The organism is Burkholderia sp. KBS0801 (genome assembly GCF_005937855.2).
GTDB classification, from domain to species: Bacteria; Pseudomonadota; Gammaproteobacteria; order Burkholderiales; family Burkholderiaceae; genus Burkholderia; species Burkholderia ambifaria.
Genome location: NZ_CP042177.1, coordinates 459310 through 471704, shown reverse-complemented (window position 1 = coordinate 471704; position 12395 = coordinate 459310). Strand labels below are relative to the sequence as shown.

8 protein-coding genes are annotated in these 12395 nt (G+C 63.4%); 6 read left to right on the top strand and 2 right to left on the bottom strand.

Features of this window, described 5'->3' with window-relative positions:
- Window positions 1–28 precede the first annotated feature (28 nt).
- The 6 genes from FFI87_RS02280 (at window position 29) to FFI87_RS02255 (ending at window position 8907) form a co-directional block, all read left to right on the top strand.
- Entirely contained in the window at window positions 29–874 is an 846-nt protein-coding gene (locus FFI87_RS02280; protein ID WP_012362977.1) for a M15 family metallopeptidase, read from the top strand.
- 301 nt (window positions 875–1175) lie between these two features.
- Window positions 1176–5117 carry a type VI secretion system membrane subunit TssM gene (gene tssM, locus FFI87_RS02275; protein WP_138848314.1) on the top strand — a complete coding sequence of 1314 codons (3942 nt, stop codon included), beginning with the start codon at window positions 1176–1178 and terminating at the stop codon, window positions 5115–5117.
- Window positions 5114–6103, top strand: coding sequence for a type VI secretion system-associated protein TagF (gene tagF, locus FFI87_RS02270; protein ID WP_006755789.1), 990 nt, complete (start codon window positions 5114–5116; stop codon window positions 6101–6103). The genes tssM and tagF overlap by 4 nt, the downstream gene beginning before the upstream one ends.
- Before the next feature lie 4 nt (window positions 6104–6107).
- On the top strand, window positions 6108–7058 hold the full coding sequence (locus FFI87_RS02265) for an OmpA family protein (RefSeq protein WP_138848315.1): 951 nt from the start codon (window positions 6108–6110) through the stop codon (window positions 7056–7058).
- Window positions 7059–7197: 139 nt separating this feature from the next.
- On the top strand, window positions 7198–7773 hold the full coding sequence (locus FFI87_RS02260; RefSeq protein WP_186381713.1) for a hypothetical protein: 576 nt from the start codon (window positions 7198–7200) through the stop codon (window positions 7771–7773).
- Window positions 7774–7971: 198 nt separating this feature from the next.
- Entirely contained in the window at window positions 7972–8907 is a 936-nt protein-coding gene (locus FFI87_RS02255; protein ID WP_138848316.1) for a DUF3304 domain-containing protein, read from the top strand.
- Between the two features lie 186 nt (window positions 8908–9093).
- Here the strand turns inward: FFI87_RS02255 and FFI87_RS02250 are convergent, their stop codons facing one another.
- Together FFI87_RS02250 and FFI87_RS02245 are read right to left on the bottom strand one after the other, a co-directional pair.
- Window positions 9094–11388: a DUF2235 domain-containing protein gene (locus FFI87_RS02250; RefSeq protein ID WP_012362972.1), complete on the bottom strand. Its 2295-nt coding sequence runs from the start codon at window positions 11386–11388 to the stop codon at window positions 9094–9096.
- Window positions 11381–12232: a DUF3304 domain-containing protein gene (locus FFI87_RS02245; RefSeq protein WP_012362971.1), complete on the bottom strand. Its 852-nt coding sequence runs from the start codon at window positions 12230–12232 to the stop codon at window positions 11381–11383. The genes FFI87_RS02250 and FFI87_RS02245 overlap by 8 nt, the downstream gene beginning before the upstream one ends.
- Window positions 12233–12395: the final 163 nt, after the last annotated feature.

The following is a 12395-nucleotide window of genomic DNA, read 5'->3' as shown; positions in this document are numbered from 1 at the left end:
CAATCAATTCCAATTTCCGGGGATTTCCTTGATTGCCGTCGCACTCGTCGCCTATTTCGCCCTTGCCGTCGCGGTCGCGGCCCTGTTGCTTTTACCGGGTATCCGGGCGACCGTTTTCGAATCCGTGGCCCAGTTTCACGGCCGCATGACGCGCCGCGCGAACGATCGCGCCGCACGCACGCGCAGTCAAATTGTTAAATCGGCAACCGCGACGCGCGGCGCATTAAGTGGCGTGCAAAATTTACTGGTTCGGCGGCGCTTGATGATTATGGTGTCGGCAGGTATTCTTGCGACGCCGCCATTGGTGGCCATTGCGTTACGCGGTCGGCAATTATTTCAGTACGACGACACGGCGCGCGTGCCAGACGAGAAGATCGCCGCGCTGCTGCAGGGCGAACAACTCGTGCCGCCGCCGCCGTTGCCGCCGGAAGTCTTTGCCACGAAGGAAGTCGAACAGGTGCGGCCGGCGCTGAAGGATGCGAGCCGCGACTGGAACCTGCTGGATCCCGATTTCCGTACGCGTTTGCTGCTGGTCTACAAGATCATGCACGAACAATATGGTTACGAGATGGCGCTGCTGGAAGGTTATCGGAGTCCGGAACGGCAGAACCGGCTCGCGCAGATGGGCACCAACGTGACCAATGCGGCGGCCTTCCAGAGTTATCACCAGTTCGGGCTCGCAGCGGACAACGCGTTCCTGCGCGACGGCAAGCTGGTCATTTCCGAGAAAGATCCCTGGGCGATGCGCGGCTACCAGTTGTACGGTCAGGTTGCCGAGCAGGTCGGACTGACCTGGGGAGGCCGATGGAAGATGATGGATCTCGGGCACGTGGAATACCATAAACCCGGTTTTAAACTGGGACGCGGCAGCTAGTCACGGCTGCCGGACAACAAATAATGAGGGCGGCATGGGGCTTTTTAATCACCCGGCAGGAAACGATTTGGGCGGCGCAATCGATCGGGCATTCCGGTGCGCGATTTTTTCAGGCCGCCGCATCCGTTTTAATTCTCACAGCGTCCTTTCGTTATTGCGCGCGCCTTCTCCGATGCCGCGGGCGCATTGATGCCAGCCTCCTTCATCCCGTTTGACAGCATGGCGACACATCGCAGCGCCACCCTTGCCGCTCGGCGCGCCTGCGTCGCCTCACTGAATCGCACCGGAACCTGAACGTCCTATGCAACGCATCCTCAACGTGCTGACTCATCCGCGTACGCTCTCGATTGTCGGGATCGTCGCGCTAGCGGCGATTCTCTTCATCGTCGCCGACATGCTGCAGCTGCCGCTCCTGTGGGCGGCGCTCGCCTTCGCGGCGATCCTCGTGCTGTGGCTCGGCGTCGCGTTGTGGCGCCGCTGGCGCGTGAAGCGCGCGAACCAGCAACTCGGCCAGGTGCTGGAGGAGCAGGCGGAAACCGGCAAGATCGCCGCGCCGGCCGCGGCCGCGCTCGCGCCCGACTCGAAGACCGCCGACCTCGACGTGCTGCGCACGCGCCTGTCCGACGCGGTGAAGACGATCAAGACGTCGAAGATCGGCCAGGTGTCGGGCGGCTCCGCGCTGTACGAACTGCCGTGGTACATCGTGATCGGCAACCCGGCCGCGGGCAAGAGCAGCGCCGTGCTGAACTCCGGCCTGCAGTTTCCGTTCGCGGACAAGAACAGCGCCGTGATCCACGGCATCGGCGGCACGCGCAACTGCGACTGGTTCTTCACGACCGAGGGGATCCTGCTCGACACGGCCGGCCGCTACTCGGTGCACGAGGAAGACCGCAGCGAATGGCTCGGCTTCCTCGGCCTGCTCAAGCGCTACCGTCCGAAGGCGCCGATCAACGGCATCATCGTCACCGCGAGCATCGCCGAACTCACCGGCAACCGCCCCGAATTTGCGATCAACCTCGCGAAAAACCTCCGTCAGCGCGTTCAGGAGCTCACGGAAAAGCTCGAGGTGTTCGCGCCGGTCTACGTGATGTTCACGAAGGCCGACCTGATCACCGGCTTCACCGAATTCTTCAGCAGCAGCGACAAGCACGAGTACGACCGTGTGTGGGGCGCCACCCTGCCCTACGAGCCGGACGAGAAGCGTGACGTGGTCGCGCTGTTCGACGAGCGCTTCGAGGAACTGTACGAAGGGCTGAAGGAAATCAGCGTCGCGCAGCTGTCGCTGTCGCGCGGCAACCAGCTGTCGCCCGGCCAGTTGAGCTTCCCGCTCGAATTCTCGACGATCAAGCCGTCGCTGCGCGCGTTCCTCGCGACGCTGTTCGAGAACAACCCGTTCCAGTACAAGCCGATCTTCCGCGGCTTCTACTTCACCAGCGCGCTGCAGGAAGGCGAAACCAACAGCGCCGCCGCGCAGCGCATCGCGCACCGCTTCGGCCTCGACGCGAGCGCGCTGCCGAAGCCGCACAGCGCGTTCTCGAAGAACGGCTTCTTCCTGCGCGACCTGTTCTCCAAGGTGATCTTCGCGGATCGCCAGACTGTGCGCCAGTTCGCGAGCCCGACCAAGACCCGGTTGCGCTACGCGACCTTCTTCGGCTTCGTCGCGGCCCTCGCGCTCGCCCTCGGCGGCTGGACCTGGTCGACGATCGGCAACCAGCAGCTCGTCGCGAACGTGCAGGCCGACCTCGACAACGTCACGCGCCTTCAGCAGGGCCGCAACGACCTGCAGTCGCGCCTGCAGGCGATGGACATCCTGGAAGACCGTATCGAACAGCTCGAGCAGTTCCGCCGCGACAAGCCGGTATCGGTGTCGCTCGGCCTGTACCAGGGCGACCGTCTCGAGCAGCATCTGCTGACCGAGTACTACAACGGCGTGCGCCAGATCCTGCTCGCGCCGGTCTCGCAGAACCTCGCGTCGTTCATGAAGGACGTGAACGCGCACCCCGAACAGCTCGTGCCGATGACGCGCCCGCCCGAATCGGGTGCCGTGCAGGGCGGCGCGCTGCCGGTCTCGACGAACCCGCCGGGCGCCGCACCGCCGGCCGGCGCCGCGCAAGGCGCATCCGCCGCGACGGCTGCCGCGCCGCAACAGCCGGCTGCGCCGCAGGGCGGGCTGTACAGCGACGCGTCGCCGACCAACGTGCAGGACGCGTACAACGCGCTGAAGACCTACCTGATGCTGTCCGACAAGCGTCATGTCGAACAGGCGCACCTGACCGACCAACTCGCCCGCTTCTGGCGCGGCTGGCTCGAGACGAATCGCGGCAACATGCCGCGCGACGAGATGATCAAGAGCGCCGAGCGCATGATCTCGTTCTATCTGTCGCGCGTGACCGACGATGACTGGCCGATGATCGACGCGAACCTCGCGCTCGTCGACCAGACCCGCGAGAACCTGCGCCGCGTCGTGCGCGGCATGCCGGCCCGCCAGCGCGTCTACGAGGAAATCAAGGCGCGCGCGTCGACCCGTTTCGCGCCGATGACCATCGCGCGCATCGTCGGCGACGGCAATCAGGGGCTGGTCGCCGGCAGCTACGCGATTCCGGGCACGTTCACGCGTGAAGCCTGGTTCGACTACGTGCAGCCGGCGATCCGCGACGCGGCGACCAAGGAGTTGCAGGCGAAGGACTGGGTGCTGAACACGTCGACGCAGGACGACCTGACGCTGGAAGGCAGCCCCGAGCAGATCCAGAAGACGCTCGTCGGGATGTACAAGACCGAGTACGCGCAGCACTGGCAGAAGTTCATGCAGGGCATCGCGGTGCAGGGTTTCAGCAGCTTCGGCCAGGCCGTCGACGGGATGAACCGCCTCGGCGACCCGCAGGATTCGCCGATCCGCAAGATCCTCGAGACCGCGTACGACCAGACGTCGTGGGACAACCCGTCGCTCGCGAACGTGACGATCAAGAAGGCGCAGACGGGTGTCGTGAACTGGGTCAAGCAACTGTTCACGCGCTCGCAGGCCGGCCAGATGGCGGCCGCGAACATCGACATCAACGGCAATCCGGCCGAGGTGCCGATGGGTCCGATCGGCCAGGAGTTCATCGGGCTCGCGCGGATCGTCGCGACGCACGACGGCACGTCGATGCTCAAGGGCTACATGGATTCGCTGTCGAAGGTGCGCACGCGCTTCAACGTGATCAAGAACCAGGGCGACCCCGGCCCCGGCGCGCGCCAGCTGATGCAGCAGACGCTCGACGGCAACGGCTCGGAACTCGCCGATTCGCTGAAGTTCGTCGACGAGCAGATGCTGACCGGCCTCACCGATTCGCAACGCAAGTCGCTGCGTCCGCTGCTGGTGCGCCCGCTGATGCAGGCGTTCTCGGTGGTGATCCAGCCGGCCAGCGCCGAAGTCAACAAGGTGTGGAACGCGCAGGTCTACCAGCCGTTCCAGAGCTCGCTCGCGACGAAGTACCCGTTCGCCGCGAATGCGAAGGTCGAGGCCGGCGCAGGTGAAATCGCGCAGGTGTTCGGCCCGGACGGTGCGATCGCCAAGTTCGTCGGCACGACGCTGGGCCCGCTCGCGGTGCGCCGCGGCGACACGCTCGCGGCCCGCACGTGGGGCGACATGGGCATCGGCCTCACGCCTGACTTCACGAACGGCTTCGCGCGCTGGGTCGCCCCGCTCGCCGGCGGCGCCGCAGGCGGCGCGGCCGCGGCGGCCGAACCGCAGACCGTGTTCCAGATCCTGCCGCAGCCGAGCACGGGCACGACGGAATACACGATCGCGATCGACGGCCAGCAACTGCGCTACCGCAACACGCCGCCGCAGTGGACCAATTTCGTGTGGCCGAACCCGCAGGGTTCGCCGGGCGCGACGCTGTCCGCGACGACCTTCGACGGCCGCACGGTGCAGCTCGTCAACGAGCCGGGCCGCTACGGTCTCGAGAAGCTGATCAACTCCGCGCAGCGCAAGCGCCGCCCGGACGGCACCTTCGACCTCACGTGGGTCCAGGGCAGCGTGAACGTGTCGGTGACGATGCGTATCATCAGCACGTCGCAGCCGACGGGCGGCGGCGGCGACCAGCCGCAGCAGCAGAGCCTGCGTGGCCTGCAGCTGCCGTCGTCGGTCGCCGACGCGAGCGCGGGCGCGGCACAGAACGCGACGCAGGCCGGCAACGGCGCGCCGGCCGCGGCACCGGCCGTCACGGCCGCCACCGCAACGAATGCACAGGGGGCGCAATGACGCAAACCGTTCAGGCGCAGATCGCCTACTTCGGCAAGATTCCGTCGCGCGGCGACTTCGTGAAGAGCCCGCACAATCCGCAGTTGCTGCAGACGCTCGATCGCTGGATCGCGCAGGCGCTCGAACTGCTCGCGGAAGATCCGCGCTGGAAGATCGTCTACGAGGATGCGAAGCCGATGCATTTCGCGTTCCTCGGCTCGCGCAGCAAGCTCGCGATCGCAGGCCACATGGTCGCGAGCCACGACGTGTCGATGCGCCGCTTCCCGTTCCTCGGCGCGACCGCGCTGGAAGTCGACCGGCCGCTCGCGTTCCTCGCGCGCAGCCCGCTCGCGTTCGCGCGGCTGTGGTCGCGCGTCGCCGCGCAGATCCCGCCGCTGCTGGCCAAGGAGGAGCCGCCCGGCGCGCTGCAGGCGCTCGGCGACACGCAGGTGCCGATCGACGTCGGCGGCCCCGGCACGTCGCATGACGGCACCTTCAACGACTTCATCGAACACCAGTCGCTGTACGGCCTGCAGCAGATGCTGCTCGAAAGCGGCCATCCGGTCCGGCTGCGCGGCGCGATGCTCGCGCTCGGCTCGCTGTTGCGGCCCGTGATGCAGAGCGGTTCGTCGCACATCGAACGCGGCCTCACGCTGCCGCTGCCGGTCGATCCGTTCTACCGCAGCCTCGTCGCCGCGTTCTGGCTCGAACTGATCGCTCCGTTCGTCGCGCAGGCCGACTTCGAGCTCGCGATCTTCATCGGCTCGATCGCCGAGCGCGAGCGGTTGATCATCGGCTTCAACGGCGCGTCTTCGAAGACGCTGCTGAGCGTCGTCGACCCGCAGACCTACGCCGCCCACAACATCGACATCGACGATCCTGAGTGGATCGACGCCCATGCGCAAAACGATCACCAGATCAGCAAGCTCGTCAGCTATCTCGACCAACCGCAACTCTCGCTGCGCGTCGCCATCGACGCATTCCGCGAAGCGTTCATCGGAGGCTGACCGGATGCAACGCACGATTCACATCCGCCGCGCGCGCTTCTCGCGCTTCGTGGCCGCCCTCGTCGCTGCCGGCCTCGTCGGCAGCGGCGCGGCCTACGCGCAAAATACGGGCGGTGCGACCGTCACGCCGGTCGGCAACGGCACGGTCGCGACCGCCGCCCTGCCCGCGAATTCCAACCCCGCCGCCGCGCCGGCCGCCGGGTCCGGCACGGTGGTGCACGGCACGGCCGGCACGATCGCGCCGCCGCCCGCGAACGCGACGCCCGGCCAGGTGGTGGCCGGCGGCAAGGTGCCCGACGAGGCGACCAAGGCCGCCGTGCTGCAGAAGCTGCGCGACACCTATGGCGCGGCGAACGTGGTCGACCAGATCGAGGTCGGCGACGTCGCGACGCCGCCGAACTGGAGCGCGAACGTGCAGAAACTGCTCGGCGCGCAGCTCAAGCAGATCAGCAAGGGCCAGTTGAAGATCAACGGCACGCAGATCGAGGTGAAGGGCGAGGTGCACAACGAGGCGCAGCGCCAGCAGCTCGCGAGCGACATGGCGAACACGCTGAACCCGACGTATACGATCAAGAACGGGCTGCGCGTGTCGGCGTCCGAGCAGGGGCTGCTCGACCAGACGCTCGCGAACCGCACGATCGAGTTCGAGACGGGCAGCGCGACGCTCACGCCGCAAGGCAGGCAGATTCTCGATCAGATGGCCGCCGCGCTGTCGAAGTTGCAGAACCGCACGGTCGACATCATCGGCCACACCGACAACTCGGGGAACCGGACGTCGAACATCGCGCTGAGCCAGGCGCGCGCGGATGCGGTGAAGGGATATCTGATCACGAAGAGCATCCCGCCGCAGCAGATGACGACGACGGGAGTCGGGCCGGATCAGCCGATTGCGCCGAATGATACGGCGGAGGGACGGGCGAGGAATCGACGGATCGAGTTTCGGGTGGGGCAGTAAGCGGCGATTCCGCGACATGGCGAACCGGGGGCAGGATACCGGTAGACGCGTTCCGCGGATTGCGCAGGCCCCATCTGCTCCGCTGTATCAACGCGCCGGTCGCCGGCGCCGACAGACTACTGAATCCAGCCATATTCCAGTGAAATACGCACTGCGCTGCTTTCGGTCGGCCATTCTTCTGTTCGCCGGTGGCTTCCTCGTGCTGGCGGGTGCAGCTGCCACGATCAATTCGGCCATCCTCGTTCGCGCTCGTGCGTGGCCTCACGTCCCCGCCATTGTCGAGCGATGTGAGTTGTCGCTGCGATATGGCAAATCCAGTGTGACGTGGGAGGCGCGCGCCCTCTTCCGCTATGGCGCGGGACAGACGCAGCAGTACGATACGACGTGGCAGCCTGCCGGGTCGCCGGTGTATTCGCGTTCGGCCGCCTCGAACATCAGCCGTGAACAGTTTGTCGCGTTCACGAAGACGTATTGCAGCGCGGCTGCGAACGACGGCCTGCGCGTTTCGTCGATGTTTCCGGGCATTGCCCGGCGAAACGAAGCGGTGGTGGGCGGGGCGTGGGTACGGGAAATCGGATTCGGTCTGTTCGCTGTGGTCGGCGGGCTGGTGTTGTGTGCGGCGGGTATTTCGCTGCTGCCGTGGATTGAGGAGCGCAAAAGGAACGCGGCAAAGCGCAGAACGCGGCGAACATGCGGTCGCGTCAGCGGTTCATGACGCATACGGAAAGACTGGTTTCGGATTCTGCTTCGCTGCCTCCGCACATGTCATGCGGCTGATCGCCGTGGTGTGTAGCGCGAGAATCGCCATTCACTGATCATGTGCCTGTTTCAGGTAATCCCGAAGAGCCTTCGTTCGTTGCTCCGTCAAATCAGTGAGGCACTCGTGCATTCCAGGCGGCGTGCCGCCGTGCCAATGCAAAGACTGCCGATGCCTGATTTGATACAACCGGCTGCTCAAACATGCATAGCGGCCGCTCCTCGCTATCGAGACACCCGTCGGACCGGCGAACGATTGTCGACTGCGCTGCGAGTCGCTGCCGCAAGCATGATGTTCGTCTCGATAGCTGCGTGCAGCAAGACCGAACCTACGTACACCAGCGTTTCAACGGAGGCCCTGAACTACTTGCCGTATAACCTGGTTCGATTCACGATCACTGATCAATTCGGCAACAAGGCACGTGGTGGTGGCGATCTGGAACCCGGCACCGGTGAAGGCAGCATCACCTGCTGTTACCTGCTGAAAGGAACCGAATTCAAGGTTCAGTGGATTTATTACGACGCGGACGATTGGCGGCCGGGAGAGCAGGTAAAGAAGCAGCAGGGCGAGACGAGCGTGTCGTTGCCGCCGGCCGCGGTGCCCGATTCAATCGGTTCACGCATTCTCGAAGTGCATTTCTATCCGGACCGCCATGTCGAACTGTCCTTTCCTGGCCAGATATTGGGAAGTACGCGATTGCCGATCGTGGACGTGTCACGCGACCTGACGAAACGTTACGCAAACCGGCTGGAAAAGAGGTATGAGGACAATGACGCGCAGCTGCACCGTCGCATTTCGAGAGTTGTCGCGCAAGCATGGCTCAAGTACCGCTTTACCAACCGCAGTGATCTCGAGCAATACGCGTATTACGTGCTGCTGGTGAATCCGCGGTTCGATGCGCACCCCGAGGTGCACAAGCTGATCGAGTCGTGCAAAGGGAAGCCGGGAGCATTCGCGAAGGCGGTTGCAACCCTGCCCGCTGCTGTTACGAAGGAGCTCGGGACCGACCGGTTTCAAGCAGTTTCGGTGCCGCCGATTGCGACAGGGCTATTGCCAGCATCACGAGAGGAGAATGGGCACGGCCGGACCTAATGATCGAAACGAATCCGGCTCGATCAGGATGATGCGACACTACAGACCGTTCGCATTGCAGTCGACAAGTTGATTGCCGCGAATTATCCGGAGGCAGACTGCCTTACGTGGGAGCAATCATCCGCATCGGCGGGAAGCGCATGTCTCCGACACACTAAGACAAGCGCGCTCGTCCGCATCACCGGTTCAATGAACGGGGGGCGTTGCGCCGCCCTTGTATCCCCGCGCCCATTCCTGACTCTGTTTGGCTGCCTGTTCGATACGCGCCGCTGCGAGATCATCTTTCTTGCGCTGCTGCGCTTCCTTTGCGAGATTGCTCGCCCCGAACGTATCCTTGTCGCGCGTCCGGAAGTATAGCGACGGTGCCAGCACGTGATCCTGCCAGCTCGTCAACAACGTGTCGTGGACCAGCATGTCAAATAGCACCATGACGTCTGGCGGAAGCGGATGCTTGCCTTCGATACCTTCCTTCCAGGCCGACACGAGCTCCATTTCAGCTTCTGGCAGCATGGCCGCCTCAACCGCGGCCGCGCTGGCCTTGTTATCGGAATCCCACGTCTCCGGCAGATTTCGAATGCGCTCCGCGGCTTGCTTCAGACCGTCCTGGTATGGCGCGCGACGCAGCTTCTTTGCCGCTTCTCTCTCAAGCCGCTCCCAGACCGTCGAGTAATCCTTCGGCGCTTCCGCGACTAGCTGCTCATAGCGTTTTTGCGCCGCGTCGCTCGCAGCCTTCATCCCCCGCAGCTTCTCCTGATCCGCCTGGCTGCGACTGGCCACCATGCTCATGTTGATGCCTTGCCGCTGCAGTTCCCAGTCGAGCTGCGACTTCGTCGTCTTGCGCTGCAGGTCGGCGTCGGCCGTGTTGCGCTTCCAGTCGGCAACCGGATCCGAAATCGTGCGACGGAATTCCGGGTCCATGTAACGAGCAGCAATCCAGCGCATGAATACCCTGGCGTGCGGAACGAAGTCGGCACCAGGTTTGCGAGGCACGAGCGCGTAGTACGCGTCGACCAGTTGCTTGATGCGGTATTGCTTGCCGTCCACGTTGATCGGTTGTGCGATCGTGAACTTCCGGAAGGTGTCCGGCTTCTTGTCCCGCAGGTCCTCCATCGTATCCATGACGGCACCCGCCTTCAATGCTTCCAGCAGCATGTCTCGCAGAGGAATCCGCATCAATTCGGCGTTGAAACCCAGCGACCCCGTGGGCGCGCCGCCTACGACATCGCAACTCGTACCCGGATAAAGGAATTGCTCGCCACGGGTCTTCTCGAGACTGTCGAGACGCTGATAAAAGCGCATCTCGTGCGCCGCGGCGAAATGAACACAGCGCTGCACACTGGCCGGTATTCCGAGTGCTCGATCCTTGTAGCTGGTTTTGATCATTCCCAGATACGGCACCATGCCGATCAGCTCGCCCGTCTCTTCCGACATGGCAGACGAAACGGCATCGAGCAGTCCGACAAACTTGATCTGGATCGATACGCCGTCAATTGCGAGATCCATGTCGTCCCTGCGCTTGTATTTCTCCGCCAGATCGTTGATGAACGCACGCGCGAGCACGCACCCCCGGTCGGCGCCGAATACCGACACCTCGATGGCCCGAACTTTCGGCATCTGTTTCTTGACTGCGTGGTACGCAGCCTCGAACTGGTCTTTGGCTGCGATCAACCGCGTATCGACACCCGTGCCGAAAGCCTTCGCCATGACGGAATTGTCACGCACGATCGGCGCGTTCTCCATCGCTATACCGACAAAAAGACTGCGCGCAACCGCCCAGCCCGCCTTCATCGGGGCGCCTTTAACGTTGCTCTTGAAATCGTTCTTCGCGTTGCGCCACAGCAGCGTTCCGGTAGCCTTGGTGCGTTCCCAATATCGGTCAGGCGACGCATTCAGCACATTCATGACGCGCCGCGCCTGAGCGGGAAGCCGTTCGATATCCTTCCGAAGATCCTGAAATGCCTTATCGATTGGCCGAAGCGAAAAATCCCCCTCGAGAAAACCCTCGATGAACTGCTTCTTTACGTCGTCGACGCGCTTTTTCACGCCGGCCTGTTTGAGAGGCGTATTGACGCGCGTGAAAGACTTGGCAACCGCCTGCGCCCCGCTCATCGCCTTCTTGCCGCCCATCTTGGCTGCGGCTACGCCCGCATTGATCCACTCATTGGCCTTGGCCGACTCGTTGAGCGGAGTACCGAGACCCGAATAATAGAAACGGAACCAGAACTGATTGACTGGCCGATGCCGGTCGTCGTTGTCGCGGTGCGCTTCCCACAAACGGCAGATGTTCGAGTATTGCGAGCTCGACTTGTCATCGATATCGCGATTTCTGCCGAATGCATCGAAGAAGAATCCCATGCGAATCGTCGCGCCGCATGGCAGACAATCCCCTTTCGGATACATGTTCGCGTCTTGGCAGACGAGCTGCATGTACGCGGACATCGGCGTCGCGTCATCCGGATCGAGCTTGATTCTCTCAGCCATGCTGCTTCTCCTCTGCGCGCGGAGGCGGCATCAGGCCCTCGGGAATCGTCGGTACGTTCACCGACTTGAACTTGCCGCTCGCCAGTTCGGACAACACGTTCTTCGGCAGCGCTTGCACCGCCTTGGCGAACGCACCAGGCCTTCCGGCGGCTGCCCGAAGGATCCGCTGCACCTCCGGATGCGCGTCGAATCGACTGTTCACGAGCAAACTGAAATACGCGTACTGCTCGAGGTCATTCCGGTCGGTCAACCGGTATTTCAGCCACGCGGCCGCTACGGCCCGCGCAATGCGCCGATGCGACTGTCCATCCGTATCGTCGAATTTCTTGTCTAGTTGCTCCTGATAATGCGTCGCCATCCACCTGGAAACATCCACGACTGGAATTCGCGATTCGTCCAGAAGTTGCCCGGGGAACTGAAACTCGACGTGACGATCCGGATAGAAATGAACCTCAAGAATACGGCTGCCGACTTTCTCGGGAACGGCTGACGGTGGCATTACCACTTTGGTCTCGACTTGCTGCGCATGCGAGTCGTCCATCGTCCATCGATCTGCATCGTAGTACTTCCACTTGACCGTAAATTCCGTGCCCTTGAGCTTGTAACAACACGCGACGCTGCCGCCGCCTGCGCCGGGCGGGTCGTCTCCACCACCGCTTGCCTTGTTGCCATAAGCATCAGTGATGGTGAAGCCGTTCATGTTGTACGGCAGATAGTTCCGGCCCATGATGGAAATTCCGCTGTAGCTCGGCTCAGATTTACCGCAAGCCGTCACGGCTGCGAACAACAGGCAAGTCGCCAGAACATGACCCGTCGTACGTGCCAGCTTCGTTCGTCTATGCATCGAAGTTTTCCCTACTGAGTGACATCTTGCATGCCGTTCCATGGCGAGCAAGTGCCTGCTTTGCATTTGTGATCGACCATCTTCGCACTCCCCCCGAAGGCCGTCCGGTATGCGATGCCGACGGGCACCTGCCTGCGATCCCGATCGAACACACCCGACTCAG

Excerpts from the sequence above, each read along its gene's own strand:
- tssM (WP_138848314.1), top strand. The coding sequence starts at position 1,176 with ATGCAACGCATCCTCAACGTGCTGACTCATCCGCGTACGCTCTCGATT.
- tagF (WP_006755789.1), top strand. The coding sequence starts at position 5,114 with ATGACGCAAACCGTTCAGGCGCAGATCGCCTACTTCGGCAAGATTCCG.
- FFI87_RS02265 (WP_138848315.1), top strand. The coding sequence starts at position 6,108 with ATGCAACGCACGATTCACATCCGCCGCGCGCGCTTCTCGCGCTTCGTG.
- FFI87_RS02255 (WP_138848316.1), top strand. The coding sequence starts at position 7,972 with ATGCAAAGACTGCCGATGCCTGATTTGATACAACCGGCTGCTCAAACA.
- FFI87_RS02250 (WP_012362972.1), bottom strand. The coding sequence starts at position 11,388 with ATGGCTGAGAGAATCAAGCTCGATCCGGATGACGCGACGCCGATGTCC.
- FFI87_RS02245 (WP_012362971.1), bottom strand. The coding sequence starts at position 12,232 with ATGCATAGACGAACGAAGCTGGCACGTACGACGGGTCATGTTCTGGCG.